At 67.9% G+C, this 16,584-nt stretch carries 16 protein-coding genes; 10 read left to right on the plus strand and 6 right to left on the minus strand.

The window, feature by feature from the left end:
- Positions 1 to 50 precede the first annotated feature (50 nt).
- Positions 51 to 527, plus strand: coding sequence for a DUF523 domain-containing protein (locus tag DIE17_RS16395; protein WP_409362693.1), 477 nt, complete (start codon positions 51 to 53; stop codon positions 525 to 527).
- Between the two features lie 102 nt (positions 528 to 629).
- Here DIE17_RS16395 and pcaF read toward each other — a convergent pair whose 3' ends face one another.
- A complete protein-coding gene (gene pcaF, locus DIE17_RS16400) occupies positions 630 to 1,832 on the minus strand; it encodes a 3-oxoadipyl-CoA thiolase (protein ID WP_124486146.1) in 1,203 nt (400 codons plus the stop codon).
- A 226-nt stretch (positions 1,833 to 2,058) separates the two neighbouring features.
- Between pcaF and DIE17_RS16405 the strand changes: the two genes are divergently transcribed.
- Complete coding sequence (locus DIE17_RS16405; protein WP_185733741.1) at positions 2,059 to 2,847, plus strand: IclR family transcriptional regulator; 789 nt, start codon at positions 2,059 to 2,061, stop codon at positions 2,845 to 2,847.
- Positions 2,848 to 3,085: 238 nt separating this feature from the next.
- On the opposite strand, the gene DIE17_RS16410 is transcribed toward DIE17_RS16405, so the two are convergent.
- Both DIE17_RS16410 and DIE17_RS16415 read right to left on the minus strand, forming a co-directional pair.
- Positions 3,086 to 4,417, minus strand: coding sequence for an MFS transporter (locus DIE17_RS16410; protein WP_044845778.1), 1,332 nt, complete (start codon positions 4,415 to 4,417; stop codon positions 3,086 to 3,088).
- A gap of 63 nt (positions 4,418 to 4,480) precedes the next feature.
- Entirely contained in the window at positions 4,481 to 5,671 is a 1,191-nt protein-coding gene (locus DIE17_RS16415; protein WP_044845779.1) for a M20 aminoacylase family protein, read from the minus strand.
- Between the two features lie 228 nt (positions 5,672 to 5,899).
- On the opposite strand from DIE17_RS16415, the gene DIE17_RS16420 reads away from it, so the two are divergent.
- The 3 genes from DIE17_RS16420 to DIE17_RS16430 all read left to right on the plus strand — a co-directional run bounded on the left by DIE17_RS16420 (position 5,900) and on the right by DIE17_RS16430 (position 8,261).
- Positions 5,900 to 6,538, plus strand: a complete 639-nt coding sequence (locus DIE17_RS16420) for a TetR/AcrR family transcriptional regulator (protein WP_124530125.1) — start codon at positions 5,900 to 5,902, stop codon at positions 6,536 to 6,538.
- 45 nt (positions 6,539 to 6,583) lie between these two features.
- Complete coding sequence (locus tag DIE17_RS16425) at positions 6,584 to 7,567, plus strand: MDR family oxidoreductase (RefSeq protein ID WP_124486143.1); 984 nt, start codon at positions 6,584 to 6,586, stop codon at positions 7,565 to 7,567.
- 115 nt (positions 7,568 to 7,682) lie between these two features.
- On the plus strand, positions 7,683 to 8,261 hold the full coding sequence (locus DIE17_RS16430) for a peroxidase-related enzyme (protein ID WP_044845836.1): 579 nt from the start codon (positions 7,683 to 7,685) through the stop codon (positions 8,259 to 8,261).
- Between the two features lie 217 nt (positions 8,262 to 8,478).
- Here DIE17_RS16430 and DIE17_RS16440 read toward each other — a convergent pair whose 3' ends face one another.
- On the minus strand, positions 8,479 to 9,354 hold the full coding sequence (locus DIE17_RS16440; protein WP_124486141.1) for an SDR family NAD(P)-dependent oxidoreductase: 876 nt from the start codon (positions 9,352 to 9,354) through the stop codon (positions 8,479 to 8,481).
- Between the two features lie 186 nt (positions 9,355 to 9,540).
- Complete coding sequence (locus tag DIE17_RS16445) at positions 9,541 to 10,119, minus strand: TetR/AcrR family transcriptional regulator (RefSeq protein ID WP_124486140.1); 579 nt, start codon at positions 10,117 to 10,119, stop codon at positions 9,541 to 9,543.
- A gap of 203 nt (positions 10,120 to 10,322) precedes the next feature.
- Between DIE17_RS16445 and zwf the strand changes: the two genes are divergently transcribed.
- Positions 10,323 to 11,798, plus strand: a complete 1,476-nt coding sequence (gene zwf / locus DIE17_RS16450) for a glucose-6-phosphate dehydrogenase (protein WP_124530123.1) — start codon at positions 10,323 to 10,325, stop codon at positions 11,796 to 11,798.
- Between the two features lie 184 nt (positions 11,799 to 11,982).
- Here zwf and DIE17_RS16455 read toward each other — a convergent pair whose 3' ends face one another.
- Positions 11,983 to 12,927, minus strand: a complete 945-nt coding sequence (locus DIE17_RS16455) for a LysR family transcriptional regulator (RefSeq protein ID WP_124921124.1) — start codon at positions 12,925 to 12,927, stop codon at positions 11,983 to 11,985.
- A gap of 101 nt (positions 12,928 to 13,028) precedes the next feature.
- On the opposite strand from DIE17_RS16455, the gene DIE17_RS16460 reads away from it, so the two are divergent.
- The 4 genes from DIE17_RS16460 to dkgB all read left to right on the plus strand — a co-directional run bounded on the left by DIE17_RS16460 (position 13,029) and on the right by dkgB (position 16,525).
- Positions 13,029 to 14,231, plus strand: coding sequence for an MFS transporter (locus DIE17_RS16460; RefSeq protein WP_124921125.1), 1,203 nt, complete (start codon positions 13,029 to 13,031; stop codon positions 14,229 to 14,231).
- A 29-nt stretch (positions 14,232 to 14,260) separates the two neighbouring features.
- Complete coding sequence (locus DIE17_RS16465; protein WP_124486136.1) at positions 14,261 to 14,584, plus strand: MoaF-related domain-containing protein; 324 nt, start codon at positions 14,261 to 14,263, stop codon at positions 14,582 to 14,584.
- 16 nt (positions 14,585 to 14,600) lie between these two features.
- Positions 14,601 to 15,569, plus strand: coding sequence for an LLM class oxidoreductase (locus DIE17_RS16470; RefSeq protein ID WP_124530120.1), 969 nt, complete (start codon positions 14,601 to 14,603; stop codon positions 15,567 to 15,569).
- A gap of 149 nt (positions 15,570 to 15,718) precedes the next feature.
- On the plus strand, positions 15,719 to 16,525 hold the full coding sequence (dkgB, locus tag DIE17_RS16475; protein WP_044845844.1) for a 2,5-didehydrogluconate reductase DkgB: 807 nt from the start codon (positions 15,719 to 15,721) through the stop codon (positions 16,523 to 16,525).
- Positions 16,526 to 16,584: the final 59 nt, after the last annotated feature.

A 16,584-nucleotide genomic window follows, 5' to 3' on the forward strand; every position in this document is an offset into this window, starting at 1 on the left:
CATTGCAGAACCCGCCGCAGCCGCCGGTCACGCCGAAGATCCTCGTCAGCATGTGCGTGCTCGGCCACCCCGTCCGTTACAACGGCTCGGCGAGGACCGCCGCGCATGAAACGCTCGCACGATGGCGGCGTGAAGGGCGCCTGGTGCCCGTGTGTCCGGAACTGGCAGGCGGATTGAGCGTGCCGCGTCCGCCCGCCGAGATCGCGGCAGGCGAATCGGGGCAACGCGTGCTGTCGGGTGCCGCGCGCATCGTCGACGTGCACGGCACCGACGTGACGGCCCCGTTCGTCGACGGCGCGCACACCGCGCTCGCGCTGGCACGCGCGCACGACTGCCGCTTCGCGATCCTGGCGGACGGAAGTCCGTCGTGCGGAAGCAGCTTCATTTACGACGGGAGTTTTGCGGGCCGGCGGCATGCCGGCGCCGGTGTGACGGCGGCGTTGCTGCGCCAGCATGGCATCGAGGTGTTCGCGGATACCGAGATCGACGCGCTCGCGGCGCGCATCGCGCGGCTATCACGAGGCTGAATGACGATGTGGCCGACACGACGATCTTCTCGTGCCGGCCACATCGTCCGGAAAGGTACGGCCAAGCGGCGCGCATTCCGCGCGCTTCGCCGCATCGCGCGATCAGACGCGCTCGATCGCGATCGCGATACCCTGGCCGACGCCGATGCACATCGTGCACAGTGCGAAGCGGCCGTTGGTGCGATGCAGCTGGTACATCGCGGTCGTCACGAGACGCGCACCCGACGCGCCGAGCGGATGGCCGAGCGCGATCGCGCCGCCGTTCGGGTTCACGCGCGGATCGTCGTCGGCGACGCCGAGCATGCGCAGCACCGCGAGACCCTGCGACGCGAACGCCTCGTTCAGCTCGATCACGTCGAACTGATCGATCGTCATCCCGAGCCGCGCGAGCAGCTTCTGCGTGGCCGGCGCCGGGCCGATGCCCATCACGCGCGGCGCGACGCCAGCCGTCGCGATACCGAGCACGCGCGCACGCGGCGTCAGGCCGAAGCGCTTCGCGGCTTCCGCGTTCGCGAGCAGCAGCGCGGCGGCGCCGTCGTTGACGCCCGACGCGTTGCCGGCCGTCACCGAGCCGTCCGGGCGCACGACGCCCTTCAGCTTCGCGAGTGTCTCGAGCGACGTTTCGCGCGGATGCTCGTCACGCGCAAAGACGACCGGATCGCCCTTCTTCTGCGGAATCGTGACCGACACGATTTCCTCGGCGAGCGTGCCGTCCTGCTGCGCACGCGCGGCCTTCTGCTGGCTGCGCAGCGCGAACAGGTCCTGATCGGCGCGGCTGACGTTGTAGTCGACAGCGACGTTTTCGGCCGTCTCCGGCATCGAATCGACGCCATGCAGCTGTTTCATCAGCGGATTGACGAAGCGCCAGCCGATCGTCGTGTCGTAGATGTCGGCCTGGCGCGCGAACGCGCTGGCGGCCTTGCCCATCACGAACGGCGCGCGCGTCATGCTTTCGACGCCGCCGGCCACCATCAGCGCGGCCTCGCCCGACTTGATCGCGCGCGCGGCCACGCCGACCGCGTCCATCCCGGAACCGCACAGGCGGTTGATCGTCGAACCCGGCACGCCCTCCGGCAAACCCGCGAGCAGCGCAGACATGCGCGCGACGTTGCGGTTGTCCTCGCCGGCCTGGTTCGCGCAGCCGTAGATCACGTCGTCGATCGCCGTCCAGTCGACGTCGCGGTTGCGCTCGACGAGCGCCTTGAGCGGCACCGCGCCGAGGTCGTCGGCGCGCACGCCGGACAGCGCGCCGCCGTAGCGGCCGATCGGGGTACGAATCGCATCACACAGAAAAGCTTCGGTCATCAGTGTCTCCGGTCTCATGCAAGCTGGGAAGTGAGTGAAACGCGCCCCTTGCTTTGCCCGCCGGGATGCGCTTAAATGTTCTATATACGAACATAAGATCGTGTATCGAACGTTCAACGCATCATAGGGAGTGCGGGGACGACCTGTCAAGCGCCCGGTCCGCCGTGCGGTTGGCGTGTCAGGCCCCATGCGCTATCTTCTCGGCTGCACGACAATCCGACCGTTCATGACAACCGAAGACATCCAGACGAAACCGGGCGACTCCTATGTGCAGTCGTTCGCGCGCGGCCTCGCGGTGATCCGCGCATTCGACGCCCAGCGCCCGGAGCAGACGCTCACCGAGGTCGCCTCGTCCACCGGGCTCACGCGCGCCGGCGCACGCCGGATCCTGCTGACGCTGCAGACGCTCGGCTACGTCGAGGCCGACGGCCGGCTGTTCCGGCTCACGCCGAAGATCCTCGAGCTCGGCTTCGCGTATCTCACGTCGATGCCGTTCTGGAATCTCGCCGATCCGGTGATGGAGCAGTTGTCCGCGCAGATCCACGAAAGCTGCTCGGCCGCCGTGCTCGACCGCACCGAGATCGTCTACGTGCTGCGCGTGCCGACCCGCAAGATCATGACGATCAACCTGTCGATCGGCAGCCGTCTGCCCGCGTACTGCACGTCGATGGGCCGCGTGCTGCTGTCCGCGCTCGACGACGCGGCGCTCGACGAAACGCTCGCGCAGAGCGGCATCCGCGCGCATACGCCGCGCACGATCACCGACATCGGCGAACTGAAGGCGACGATCGCACAGGTGCGCCAGCAAGGCTGGGCCGTGGTCGACCAGGAACTCGAAGTGGGCTTGATGTCGATCTCCGCGCCGATCCGCAACCGGCGCGGACAGGTGATCGCCGCGATGAACATCAGCGGCAACGCGCAGCGGCACACCGCGAAGCAGATGGTGAGGGAGTTTCTCGGGCCGCTGCAGCAGGCCGCGCAGACGGTGTCGGAACTGGTCGCGCGGCGCGGGTGAGCGGTGACTTCGCCCGCCGGATCGGCAACACGGTCATTCGCGCATATAAACGCGGATAGCGCGGATATAAAGACGGGCGGCATAAGCCGCCCGCTCAACCCTCAGACTCTGCTTGCAACGTCCTTCTCTCGGAACGCGGAGCTCCCTCCGCATCGCCCAATTTAAGGATGCGGCACAGCCCCGTCAATTTGACGAGAACGAAATTGCACCGCGTCGCTTCGGACAGCGGCATCCCGCATCAGTCCATCGACTCGCGCGCCGTCTCGCGCAGCATCGCGACCGCGATCAGCGACAGCACCACGCACGCGGCCACATAGCCGGCCGGCGCGAGCTTGCTGCCCGTCGTCTTCACCAGCCAGGTCGCGATCAGCTGCGCGGTGCCGCCGAAGATCGTCACCGCGAGCGCATATGCGATCGAAATGCCCGTCGCGCGTACGTGGCGCGGCAGCGATTCGCACATCAGCGCCATTTCGGAAGCCGACCCGAGCGAATAGAACAGCAGCATCAGCGCGGTCAGCGGCAGGATCACCGACAGCGTCGGATGATGGTTCATCAGCCAGAACGCCGGGAACAGCAGCAGCACCAGCACGCCGCGCCCGACGAAGATCGGCAGGCGCCGGCTGCCGAGGCGGTCCGACAGCCAGCCGAACAGCGGACACGTCACCAGCATCACGCAGCCCGACGCGACGCCGACGAACATCGACAGCTTCATCGGCAGCCCGAGCGTGTGGATCGCATAGGTCGGCATGTAGAAGGTCAGGATGTAGGTCGACACCGTGCCGCCCATCACCGTCAGCATCAGCAGCAGCACCGTGCGCGTGTGCTGCGAGAACAGTTCGCGCAGCACGCCGCGTTCGATCCCGTGATGGTTGTCGCCGGGCGCATCGTCCGCGAGCCGGCGCCGCAAGTACATGCCCACCGGCGCGATCAGCACGCCCACGAGGAACGGCAGGCGCCAGCCCCAGCCCTCGAGCGCGTCCTTCGTCAGCGTGTTCGACAGCAGCGCCGCGAAGCCCGAACCCATCAGCGCCGCGCCGCCCTGCGTCGCGAGCTGCCAGCTCGCGCGGAACGCGCGATGCGACGTGCCGCCCTGCTCGATCAGCGTGGACGTCGCCGCGCCGAACTCGCCGCCCTGCGAGAAGCCCTGCATCAGCCGCGCGAAGACCACCAGCAGCGGCGCGGCTACGCCGACCTGCGCGTAGGTCGGCGCGATCGCGATCAGGCCGGTGCCGAGCGCCATCAGCATGATGGTCAGGTTCAGCGCGGCCTTGCGGCCCTTGCGGTCCGCATAGACGCCGAGCACGACGCTGCCGAGCGGCCGCGTGAAGAAACCGGCGGCGAACGTCGCGACCGACAGCAGCAGCGACGTGGTCGGATCGCTCGACGGGAAGAACAGCTTGCCGATCAGCACCGCGAAAAAGCCGTACACGGTGAAATCGAAGAACTCCAGCCAGTTGCCGATCACGGCCGCCGCGATCGCGCCGCGCTTCGTGACGGCCGGCGCGCCATGCGCATCGGTTGCGGCGGCGCCCGTCGACGCGGGGTGCAGCGCGAGATGGTCTTTCTGCATCGTTCGTCTCTCCTCTCAATGCGGCCGGAAGCGCCGGCCGCTCGTCGCGTGTCGCCGCCGGGGTTACTGCCCGAGGTAACGCTCCACGAGGCGCGTCCAGAACGCCGCGCCGATCGGCAGGTTGCGATCGTTGAAGTCGTACTTCGGGTTGTGCACCATGCAGCCGTCCTCGCCTTCGCCGTTGCCGAGCCGCACGAACGAGCCGGGCCGCTGCTGCAGCATGAACGCGAAATCCTCGCTGCCCATCAGCAGGTCGGCCTGCTCGACCACATGCGCGTCGCCGACCAGTTCGCGCGCGACCTGCGCGGCGAAATCCGTTTCGGCATCCGTATTGACGACGACCGGATAGCCTTCGATGTACTCGACGTGCGCGGTCGCGCCATAGCTCGCGGCCTGCGACTCGGCGAGCTCGACGATGCGGCGCTTGAGCAGCGCGCGCACGTCGGGGCTGAACGAACGCACGCTGAGTTCGAGACGCGCGCCGTTCGGGATCACGTTGTTCGCGGTGCCCGCGTGCATCGAGCCGACCGTGACGACCGCCGGCTGCGACGGGTCGACGTTGCGCGCGACGATCGTCTGCAGCGCCATCACGATGCTGGCCGCGACGACCACCGGATCGACCGTCAGGTGCGGCCGCGCCGCGTGGCCGCCGACGCCCTCGATCGAGATGATCGCCTTGTCGCCGGCCGACATGAACGGGCCGCGCCGCGTGAGGAACACGCCGGGTGCCGCGCCCGGATGGTTGTGCATGCCGAACACCGCATCGCACGGAAAGCGCTCGAACAGGCCGTCGTCGATCATCTTCTTCGCGCCGCTGTCGACGCCGTGCTCTTCCGCCGGCTGGAAATACAGGTGCACGGTGCCGGAGAAATTGCGCGTCTTCGCGAGGTGCTGCGCGGCACCGAGCAGCATCGTCGTGTGGCCGTCGTGGCCGCACGCGTGCATCTTGCCGTGCGTGCCGCTCGCATACGGCAGGCCGGTCGCCTCGAGGATCGGCAGCGCGTCCATGTCGGCGCGGATGCCGATGCTGCGCGTGCCGTCGCCCGCGCGCAGCGTGCCGACCACGCCCGTCTTGCCGACCCCGCGCGTTACCTGCCAGCCCCACTGCTCGAGCTTGTCCGCGACGAGCGCCGCCGTTTCGTGCTCCTCGTACGCGAGTTCCGGGTGGCGGTGAATGTGATGGCGGATCTCACGCAGCCCGCCGGCGGCGGGCATCAGATCCTCGATTTCGGTGAATCGGGCGTCGGTGGTCATCAAGCGGCTCCTGCTGATCGTCAGCGTGTCAGCCGCACGCAAACGGTGCGTGCGGGAAAGCGAGCCACTATAGCGAGCCGATATCGGTTCAATAAGATGCGGAATTTTTCACCGCGATAAGCTTTATTAATCAGGGTTAACGCGGGCAAAGGTCGTCGGCACGCGTTCGCCCGGCGCGATCGACACGCCCGCTATTGATTTTTGAGACGAACGGTCTATTATTCGCCCATGGACGTTCGAACCGATCCGCCGCGCCGCCGCGGCAGGCCACCGAAGCAGCACGAAGACCTCGTCGCGACACGTGACATGCTGTTGCGCACCGGGCTGGAGGTGCTCACCGAAAAGGGCTTTTCCGCCACCGGGCTCGACGAGATCCTCGGGCGCGCCGGCGTGCCGAAAGGCTCGTTCTATCACTACTTCGACAGCAAGGAGGCGTTCGGCCTCGAGCTGATCGATCGCTACGCCGAGTTCTTCGCGCGCAAGCTGGACCGTCATTTCAGCGAGACTGAAGCAACGCCGCTGGCGCGCGTGCGCGCGTTCGTCGACGATGCGCGCGACGGCATGGCCCGCTACGAATACAGCCGAGGCTGCCTGATCGGCAACCTCGGCCAGGAAATGGGCGCGCTGCCCGAGCGTTTCCGCGCGCGCCTGCGTGAGACGTTCGAGGATTGGCAGCGCCGTCTGGCCGACTGCCTGGTCGCGGCACAGCAAGCCGGCGAACTGGCGGCCTCGGCCGATCCCGCCGAGCTGGCCGCGTTCTTCTGGATCGGCTGGGAAGGCGCCGTGCTGCGCGCGAAACTCGAACGCAGCGACGTGCCGCTCGCACTGTTCGCACAGTTTTTCTTCGATGGATTGCCTCGCCGCTGAGTTTTTTTGCCATTAACTAGACGATCGGTCTAGAAAGGAGGACGGATGTTCCAGGGCATCGTGATCGACAAGGACGAGACCGGCCAGCACGCGCGGCTGCAGACGCTGGACGACGCGCAGCTGCCTGCGGGCAACGTGACGATCCGGGTCGGCTATTCGACGTTGAACTACAAGGACGGGCTCGCGATCACCGGCAAGAGCCCGGTGGTCCGCAAATTTCCGATGGTGCCGGGCATCGACCTCGTCGGCGAGGTCGAACACAGCACGCACCCGGACTACCGGGCAGGCGACCGCGTCGTGCTGAACGGCTGGGGCGTCGGCGAAACGCATTGGGGCGGCCTCGCGCAGAAGGCGCGCGTCGACGGCGACTGGCTGGTGCCGCTGCCGTCCGCGTTTTCGCCGCAACAGGCGATGGCCATCGGCACGGCCGGCTACACCGCGATGCTGTGCGTGATGGCGCTGGAACGGCATGGCGTGCGCCCGGACGATGGCGAGATCGTGGTGACCGGCGCGGCCGGCGGCGTCGGCAGCGTCGCCACCGCCCTCCTCGCGCGGCTCGGGTATCGCGTCGTCGCCGTGACCGGCCGCCCGGCCGATGCCGACTATCTGCGCCAGCTCGGCGCGGTTGAGATCCTCGACCGTTCGCAGTTCGGCGCACCCGGCAAGCCGCTCGGCAAGGAACGCTGGGCCGGCGCGGTCGACGTCGCCGGCAGCCATGTGCTCGCCAACGTGTGCGCGACCACGCGCTACCGTGGCGTGGTGACGGCCTGCGGCCTGGCCGCCGGCATGGACTTCCCCGCGACCGTCGCGCCGTTCATCCTGCGCGGCGTGACGCTCGTCGGCATCGACAGCGTGATGTGCCCGCGCGCCGAGCGTCTGGAAGCATGGCGCAGGCTCGCGTCCGATCTCGACGTCGAGAAACTGGGCACCATCAGCCATCAGGTCGGCCTCGCAAATGTCATCCCGCTCGCCGAGGACCTGATCGGCGGCAAGGTGCGCGGCCGCATCGTCGTGGACGTCAACGCATGACGCCGGCGACGGCGACGGCGACGGCGACGGCGACGGCGACGGCGACGCATCGTTTCATACCCGGCCGGTGGCGCGCGCATCGCGTTCGCCCGTGCCGCTTTATCCAGGAGACCTCATGACCGCTGCAGACCACGCGCCCGTCAGCCGCTTTCCGGTGCCCGCGCTCGAAGACCTGCCCGACGACATTCGCGAACGCATCGCGGCCGTCCAGGAAAAGTCGGGCTTCATCCCGAACGTGTTCCTCACGCTCGCGCATCGCCCGGACGAGTTTCGCGCGTTCATCGCGTATCACGACGCGCTGATGGACAAGCCGGGCAACCTCACCAAGGCCGAACGCGAAATGATCGTCGTGGCCACCAGCAGCGTGAACCAGTGCCAGTACTGCGTGATCGCGCACGGCGCGATCCTGCGCATCCGCGCGAAGGATCCGCTGATCGCCGACCAGGTCGCGACCAACTACCGCAAGGCCGACATCACCGCTCGACAGAAGGCGATGCTCGACTTCGCGATGAAGGTTTCGCAGACTGCACACCAGGTGGGCGAAGCGGACTTCGACACGCTGAAGTCGCATGGCTTCACCGAAGAGGACGCGTGGGACATCGCGGCGATTTCGGCGTTCTTCGGGATGTCGAACCGCATCGCGAACGTGACGAACATGCGGCCGAACGCGGAGTTCTACGCGCTGGGGCGCTGAGGACCGCCGGCAACGGCGATCGCCGTCGAAGACCGGGGCGTGCATGCGCCCGGTCTTCCTCGGGTCGCCGCGCGCAATTGGCGTCGGCGTCGGCGTCGGCGTCGGCGTCGGCGTCGGCGTCGGCGTCGGCATCTGCATCTGCATCTGCAATCGGCAATCGGCAATCGACGACACGGCGCGACGCTCGCGCGAACCCGCGCTGCCCCGGCTCCCGCGCTTACCCGACCTGCTTCAACGCCTGCAGCCCATCCGGCAGCTTCGCGTCCGGGAACATCGTCGACAGCGTCGTATCGCGCCACCGCGCCGCCTCCTCTGCGCGCTGCGCTTCCGCCTGCTCGCACACGAACAGCGCATCGCCGCCGAGCAGCAAGCGCATCGGCACGTCGTCGCGACGCGACAGCTCGACGATCAGCGCCGCGATCCGCGCGGGATCGCCGACCTCGTGACCGCCGTACGCGCCGAGCAATTCGAGCATTTTCCCGACTGACGGCTGATAGTCGGGCAGCAGGCCGTCGACCGCACGCTTCGCCTCCGAGGCCCATTCGGTGCGCATCCCGCCCGGCTCCAGCGTGCAGACGCGCACGCCGAACGGCGCGACTTCCTTCGACAGCACGTCGCTGAACCCGCCGACCGCCCACTTCGCGGCCTGATACGCGGACAGGCCAACCGTCGCCGTGCGCCCGCCGACCGACGAAACCTGGAAGATGTGGCCCGCGCGCTGCGCGCGCATCGTCGGCAGCACCGCGCGCGTCAGGTTGACCACGCCGAACAGGTTCGTTTCGATCTGGTCGCGGAAGTCGTCGGCACCCATCTGCTCGAACGGTGCCGTATGACCGTAGCCCGCGTTGTTCACCAGCACGTCGATGCGGCCGAACGCGTCGCGGGCCGCCGCCACCGCATGCTCCGCCGCCGCCGCGTCGGTCACGTCGAGTTCCATCGGCAGCAGCCGGTCGCCGTACCGTGCTTCCAGATCCGCGAGCCGCGCGGGATCGCGCGCGCCGGCCACCAGACGATCGCCCGCCGCCAGCACCGCTTCCGCGATCGAGCGCCCCAGGCCGCGTGCGGCCCCCGTTACCAGCCAGACTTTCGACATTTTTCCACTCCTCGACAAAGTTGAAACCAAAAATGAATGATTACTCACTCATTAATATGGGCGACGAGACGATCGTTTTCGCCGCGCGTCGCCCTGCCTGAAACCGCCTTCCGTCGGTGCGGCAGCGCCCGAACCCAAGGCGCCGCCGATCACCCGTCTTCAGCTTTCCGTCACGCCGATCGCCACTCACACCGCGTGCAACACGGCCCACAGTGCGCGAAACCCGGCCTCGCGGTACGCATCGGCCAACGCCGGGTCGCGCGCGATCGACTCCATCGCCGTTTCCGCGATCGACGTGAACAGCGCCGCGCAGAACGCGTGCGCGTCGTCGGTCTTCAGCCCGCCCGCCGCGGCGACTTGCGCACGCAGCAACGCGCTGATCGCGCCGAAGCCTTCGGTACCGGCCGCGCGATGCGTGTCGTCGATACGGCCGCTCACGCCGAGCTGCTGCAGCGCGCGCCGCCCGTCCGGGTTCGCGACGCCCCACGACACATAGCCGTTCCACGCATGCCGCATCGCCTGTTCGGCCGGCGCGTGCTCCGGAAACCCGGTCATCATCGCGTCGCGCAGGCCGGCCTTCAGGCTCAGGTACAGCGCGTTCAGCAGCGCATCCTTGGTCTCGAAATAGGTGAACACCGTGCCTTCCGCCACGCCGGCGAGCCGCGCGATGCGCGCGGTGGTCGCGCCCGCGCCGTCCTCCGCGAGCGCGCGGGCGGCAGCGGCGAGGATGGCGTCGTGCTTGTCGGGACTGCGCGGTCGGGCCACGTTCGACTCCTTTAATGAGTGAGCGCTCAATCATAATCGCACCAACGCAGGTCATGCAAGCCCTGTTACATACGCGGGAACCGATCCGCAATCGATCAAAAGCGTGCACTATTAGTGTTTTCACGTACTGGCGCGCCAACCCACCGGCGCCCGGCGCTCGCCGTTCGTTCCACGCTCACACCGCTTCAGACCGCGAACCACTCATGACGAATAAGCCCAACCAGACCGAAGCCGACCAACCCGTCGACATGATCATCTTCGGCGGCGGCGGCGACCTGGCCGCCCGCAAGCTGTTGCCCGCGCTGTACATGGCGCACCTGCACTGCAACCTGCCGCCGGAGACGCGCATCATCGCGGTCGGCCGCCGCGACTGGGGCATCGACGGCTACCGCAAGTTCATGGACGAGCAATCGCGCCCGTTCATCGACGACAAGGCCTTCGACGCCGACGCGTGGAGCCGTTTCCTCGACCTGTTCCAGTACGTGCTGATCGACGTGAGCGCGCCGGAAGACTACGCGCGCCTCGCCGAAGCGGCGCGCAGCGACGCGATCCGCGTGTTCTACCTGTCGACGTCGCCCGAGCTGTTCACGACGATCTGCGACAACCTGTCGGCCGCGCACCTCGTCGATGCGCGCTCGCGCGTCGTCCTCGAAAAGCCGCTCGGCCACGATCTCGCGTCGGCGAAGGCGATCAACGATGCGGTCGGCAAGCATTTCGCGGAATCGCAGATCTACCGGATCGACCATTACCTCGGCAAGGAAACCGTGCAGAACCTGATGGTGCTGCGCTTCGGCAACCCGATCTTCGGGCCGCTGTGGCAGGCGCCGAGCATCCGCAGCGTGCAGATCACGGTGGCGGAGACGGTCGGCGTCGGCAGCCGCGCGGGCTTCTACGATCACACCGGCGCGCTGCGCGACATGGTGCAGAACCACCTGCTGCAGCTGCTGTGCATCGTCGCGATGGAGCCGCCGGTGTCGCTCGACCCGGACGCGGTGCGCGACGAGAAGCTGAAGGTGCTGCGCTCGCTGCGGCCGATGGCGCTGTCGGACGTCGCGCGCGATACCGTGCGCGGCCAGTACACGGCCGGCGCGGTCGACGGCCAGCCGGTGAAGGGCTATCTCGACGAGGAGAACGTGCCGGCGGACAGCCACGCGGAAACCTTCGTCGCGCTGCGTGCGCACATCAACAACTGGCGCTGGGCGAACGTGCCGTTCTTCCTGCGCACCGGCAAGCGGCTGCAGCGCCGCCAGTCGGAAATCGTGATCGAGTTCGCCGACATGCCGTTCTCGATCATCCCGACCGGCCCGCGCCACTACAGCAACCGCCTCGTGATCCAGCTGCAGCCGGAAGAGTCGATCCAGCTGCAGATGCTCGCGAAGGAGCCGGGCAGCGGGATGAAGATGGTGCCCGTGAGCCTGAACCTCGACCTGCAGCAGGCGATTCCGGAACGGCGCGCGGAAGCGTACGAACGGCTGCTGATCGACGTGATCCGCGGGCGCCTCACGCACTTCATGCGCCGCGACGAACTCGAGGCCGCCTGGTCGTGGGTCGAGCCGATACTCAACGGCTGGAAGCAACTCGGCGACCGTCCGCGCCTGTACACCGCAGGCACGTTCGGGCCGGCGGCATCGTCGGCGCTGCTGGCGCGCGACAACATGTCGTGGTCCGAGGAGGCGTAAGAAGCTTAAGAAGCGCAGCACACGATGGCATGCCGGCGACGCGAGCGCCGTTGGCATGCCGGGTCACATCAGGGGCGCCCGCCGCACACCGCCCGCCTCCCGGCCGTAACCTTCGGCCAGAGAAAATCGCCTGAGCCGTCCTGCGCGGGAACGGCACCCGGCGGCGACGACGCAGCCGTCCCGGCTACACCGTCCCCATCCACGCCGCCTTGCACCGCGCCGGCGCATCGCTGCCGCCGCTCCCGCCGCCCAGCACCTCGATCATGTAATCGACGAACGACGCGATCCGCGACGAAATCGCGGTATTCCGGTAATACACCGCGTTGATCGGCTGCTCGACGTCGAGCGTCTGCCGCGCGAGCACCTGCACGAGCCGCCCGGCCTCGCGATCCTGCGCGGTCATGAAATCCGACAGGCACACGACGCCCGCGCCCTCTAGCGCGAGCTGCCGCAGCGTCTCGCCGCTCGACGACCAGATACCGGGCTCGATGCGGCTCGGCTCGCCGTCCGCGCCGAGGATCGGCCACACGTTCAGCGATTCGGGCTGCGTGAAGCCGAGCAGCGTGTGCTTGCCGAGATCCTCGACCTTGCGCGGCTGGCCGTGCGCTTCGATATAGGCTGGGCTCGCGAGGATGCGCAGCCGGCTGTTGCCGATCCGCCGGCTGTGCAGGGTCGAATCCTTGAGCCGGCCGATCCGGATCGCGACGTCGGTGCGCCGCTCGAGCAGGTCGATGATCCCTTCGTTGCTGTTCAGCTCCAGGTCGACCTTCGGGAAGCGTTCGCGGTAGCCGCGCACGAGCGGCACGATCACGTGCAGCATGAACGGCGTCGCGGCATCGACGCGCAGCCGCCCCGACGGCATCTCGCGCCGCGCGAGCATCTGCTCCTCGGCGTTCTCGACCGATTCGATGATCGCGCGCGCCTCCTGCAGGAACGCGCGCCCCTCTTCGGTCAGTTCGAGCCGGCGCGTGGTCCGGCGCAGCAGCGTGGTCTTCAGCTTCTCCTCGAGCCGCGCGAGCGTGCGGCTCGTGGCCGACACGGTGAGGTCGAGCTGCTGGGCGGCGGCGGTGATCGAACCGGTGTCGACCACGGCGGCAAAGGCCTGGAGTTCGTCGAGGGTGATCTTCATTGTTGATCTGAAATCAAAACAATTTGGTTTATAGACCAGTTTTTCCGCAAAAGTAAAGGCGGCACACTGCGATCCATCCTCACTGGAACCAGGATCCCGCCATGCCACTCGCCCTGCTTGCGCTGACCATCAGCGCCTTTGCCATCGGCACGACCGAATTCGTGATCGTCGGGCTGATCCCGACGATCGGCGCCGATCTCGGCGTCAGCCTGCCGTCGGCCGGCCTGCTCGTCAGCCTCTACGCGCTGAGCGTCGCGATCGGCGCGCCGCTCCTCACCGCGCTCACCGGCCGCGTGCCGCGCAAGACGCTGCTCGCCGCGCTGATGGCGCTCTTCACCGTCGGCAACCTCGTCGCCTGGCAGGCGCCGGGCTACGAATCGCTGATCGTCGCGCGCGTGCTCACCGGCCTCGCGCACGGCGTGTTCTTCTCGGTCGGCTCGATCATCGCGACCACGCTCGTGCCGAAGGACAAGGCCGCCAGCGCGATCGCGACGATGTTCAGCGGGATGACCGTCGCGTTCGTCGCCGGCATTCCGCTCGGCACCTTCATCGGCCAGCACTTCGGCTGGCGCGCGACGTTCCTGATCGTCGCGCTGTTCGGCCTCGTCGCGTTCCTCGGCGCGGTGGCGTTCGTGCCGCGCGGTCTTCCGCAAACGCCGCCGGCGCCGCTCGCCCGCCAGTTCCGCGTGCTCGCCCAGCCGCGCCTGCTGCTCGTCTACGCGATGACGGCGGTCGGCTACGGCGGCTCGCTGATCGCGTTCACCTACATGGCACCGCTGCTCGAACAGATCGCCGGCTTCACGCCGTCGCAGGTCAGCCTCGTGCTCGTCGGCTACGGCGTGTCGGTCGCGGTCGGCAACGTGTGGGGCGGCAAGCTCGCCGACAGCGTCGGCCCGGTCAAGGCGCTCAAGCGGATCTTCCTGCTGCTCGCGATCGTGCTGCTCGCGCTGACCTTCACGGTGCACGTGAAGTGGCTCGCGGTGCTGACGATGCTCGCGTGGGGCGCGGTCGCGTTCGGCAACGTGCCGGGCCTGCAGGTGTACGTCGTCAAGCAGGCGCGCCACTTCGCGCCGGACGCCACCGACGTCGCATCGGGCTTCAACATCGCCGCGTTCAACCTCGGCGTCGCGGGCGGCTCGTCGCTCGGCGGCCTGATCGTCGCGAACGTCGGCCTCGGCCATACGCCGTGGATCGCCGCCGCCGTCACGCTCGGCGCATTCGCGCTGACCGCGCTGAGCGGCCACCTCGACCGCGGCCAGGGCCTGCCCGAACGCACGGCCGAACCCGTCGAACTCGCCCATTGAACGTCAACCTTTTGCAGGAGCTACTCAGCATGAACGCATCGACCCAACGCCCGCCGTTCGCCGGCAAGACGTTCGAAGTCCGTTACGAGGGCCTCACCGCGCTCAACGCCTATGACGAAGACGGCCTCCGCATGCGCTACGAAATCACCGAAGGCGCATACGCCGGCGCGAAGGGCGAAGTCGCCTGCACGTGGCAGCACGTCGCCGGCGAGACCTATGCGATCTCGTGGCAGGAAGCCGACCGCGCCACCGTGGTGCACATCGACGACTTCGCGGCCGGCACGTCGCGCTCGTTCTTCACCGCGGCGTCGCTCGATTTCTACCGGCTCGAAGGCAGCCTGCGCGCGATCTGAACGGAGACGCCCGATCATGTCCACCTCACTCGACAAGCTCACCGCCGGCGGCTTCAGCATCGGCATCGAACTGCCGCTCGACAACGACTGGTCGCCGGCCGGCGACGCGAAGCGCCAGCACGACGGCCGCCGCCCCGGCGTGCCCGACCTGGAAATTCACGCGGAACTCGCGCAACTGGCCGACACGCTCGGCTTCCGCGCGCTCTGGGTGCGCGACGTGCCGGTGTACGACCCGTCGTTCGGCGACGCCGCGCAGGTATTCGAGACCTTCTCGTATCTCGGCTACCTCGCCGGCATCACGCGCGACATCCTGCTCGGCACGGCGGCCGTCGTGCTGCCGCTGCGCGAACCGCTGCTGACGCTGAAATCGGCCGCGACGATCCAGGAACTGAGCCGCTCACGCCTGCTGCTCGGCGTCGCGAGCGGCGACCGGCCGGTCGAATATCCGCTGTTCGGCCGCGACTTCGCATCGCGCGGCGCGAATTTCCGCGACCAGATCGCGCTGCTGCGCGACGGCGCGCGCGCTCACCTGCCGCCGGGCCTCGACGTGCTGCCGGCCGCGCGCTCGCCGGTGCCGCTGCTCGTCGCGGGTCTCGCGCAGCAGACGCCCGCCTGGATCGGCGAACACATGGACGGCTGCCTCGCGTATCCGGGCACGCCGGACGATCACCTGAAACGGGTCGCGAACTGGCGCGCGGTGGCCGGCAACAAGCCGTACGTGAGCTTCATCCACCTCGACCTCGCGGACGATCCGCACGAGCCGCTGCAGCGGCACCGCTTCGGCGCGCGCGCCGGGCGCATCGCGCTGACGGAGGAACTCGCGGCGATGCGCGACGCGGGCGTGCAGCACATCGGCCTGCATTTCCGCCGCAACCGCCGTCCGCTCGACGAGACGATGGCCGAGATCGCGTCGGACGTGCTGCCGGCATTCCATGCGAATGCGAACGACGCTGCCGACACGAGCGCGCACACGGCCACGGCCTGACGAAGGCACGCCGGCAGCCGGCTCGACCCACGACCGATATTTGACTTTAAATCAAATATTTTTGACCTCTAAAGGCGTTTATCTCATCAGTATCAAACGCCAGAATGACTCCCATACCGCAATCGGTCCACCTATCCCAGGAGCACAAGATGAGCAACATTCCCGCATTCGGCCTCGGTACGTTCCGCCTGCAAGGCCAGGTTGTGATCGACTCGGTCCGTAACGGCCTCGAAGTCGGCTATCGCGCGATCGACACCGCGCAGATCTACGGCAACGAAGCCGAAGTCGGCGAAGCGATCGCCGCGTCGGGCGTGCGCCGCGAAGACCTGTTCCTCACGACGAAGATCTGGGTCGACAACTACGCACCGGAAAAGCTGGTGGCGAGCCTCGAGGAGAGCCTGCGCAAGCTGCGCACCGACTATGTCGACCTGACGCTGATCCACTGGCCGGCCCCGGACAACGGCGTGTCGCTCGAGGCATTCATGACTGCGCTCGCCGAAGCCAAGGCGAAGGGCCTCACGCGCCAGATCGGCATCTCGAACTTCAACATCGAACTGACGAAGCAAGCGATCGCGGTGGTCGGCAAGGATGCGATCGCGACGAACCAGATCGAACTGAGCCCGTACCTGCAGAACCGCAAGCTGGTCGAGTTCCTGAACGCCGAAGGCATCCACGTGACGTCGTACATGACGCTCGCGTACGGCAAGGTGCTCGGCGACCCGGTGATCGGCGCGATCGCGCAGCGTCACGACGCGACGCCGGCGCAAGTCGCGCTGGCCTGGGCACTGCAGCTCGGCTACTCGGTGATCCCGTCGTCGACCAAGCGCGAGAACCTCGCGAGCAACCTGCTCGCGCAGACGCTGCGCCTCACCGACGAAGACATGGCGCAGATCGCCGCGCTCGAGCGCAACGGCCGCGAAGTCGATCCGGCCGGCCTCGCGCCGACGTGGGACTAAGCGCGCCGCACCCTCAATCGACCCGTCCGCGGCCAGCCGGCCGCGGCACCGACAGGAAT

The organism is Burkholderia sp. Bp9099, from assembly GCF_003857805.1.
Classification (GTDB): Bacteria; Pseudomonadota; Gammaproteobacteria; order Burkholderiales; family Burkholderiaceae; genus Burkholderia.

Bases quoted from the DNA above. Each gene is read 5' to 3' on its own strand.
- DIE17_RS16395 (WP_409362693.1), top strand. From the start codon at position 51: ATGTGCGTGCTCGGCCACCCCGTCCGTTACAACGGCTCGGCGAGGACC.
- pcaF (WP_124486146.1), bottom strand. From the start codon at position 1,832: ATGACCGAAGCTTTTCTGTGTGATGCGATTCGTACCCCGATCGGCCGC.
- DIE17_RS16405 (WP_185733741.1), top strand. From the start codon at position 2,059: ATGACAACCGAAGACATCCAGACGAAACCGGGCGACTCCTATGTGCAG.
- DIE17_RS16410 (WP_044845778.1), bottom strand. From the start codon at position 4,417: ATGCAGAAAGACCATCTCGCGCTGCACCCCGCGTCGACGGGCGCCGCC.
- DIE17_RS16415 (WP_044845779.1), bottom strand. From the start codon at position 5,671: ATGACCACCGACGCCCGATTCACCGAAATCGAGGATCTGATGCCCGCC.
- DIE17_RS16420 (WP_124530125.1), top strand. From the start codon at position 5,900: ATGGACGTTCGAACCGATCCGCCGCGCCGCCGCGGCAGGCCACCGAAG.
- DIE17_RS16425 (WP_124486143.1), top strand. From the start codon at position 6,584: ATGTTCCAGGGCATCGTGATCGACAAGGACGAGACCGGCCAGCACGCG.
- DIE17_RS16430 (WP_044845836.1), top strand. From the start codon at position 7,683: ATGACCGCTGCAGACCACGCGCCCGTCAGCCGCTTTCCGGTGCCCGCG.
- DIE17_RS16440 (WP_124486141.1), bottom strand. From the start codon at position 9,354: ATGTCGAAAGTCTGGCTGGTAACGGGGGCCGCACGCGGCCTGGGGCGC.
- zwf (WP_124530123.1), top strand. From the start codon at position 10,323: ATGACGAATAAGCCCAACCAGACCGAAGCCGACCAACCCGTCGACATG.
- DIE17_RS16455 (WP_124921124.1), bottom strand. From the start codon at position 12,927: ATGAAGATCACCCTCGACGAACTCCAGGCCTTTGCCGCCGTGGTCGAC.
- DIE17_RS16460 (WP_124921125.1), top strand. From the start codon at position 13,029: ATGCCACTCGCCCTGCTTGCGCTGACCATCAGCGCCTTTGCCATCGGC.
- DIE17_RS16465 (WP_124486136.1), top strand. From the start codon at position 14,261: ATGAACGCATCGACCCAACGCCCGCCGTTCGCCGGCAAGACGTTCGAA.
- DIE17_RS16470 (WP_124530120.1), top strand. From the start codon at position 14,601: ATGTCCACCTCACTCGACAAGCTCACCGCCGGCGGCTTCAGCATCGGC.
- dkgB (WP_044845844.1), top strand. From the start codon at position 15,719: ATGAGCAACATTCCCGCATTCGGCCTCGGTACGTTCCGCCTGCAAGGC.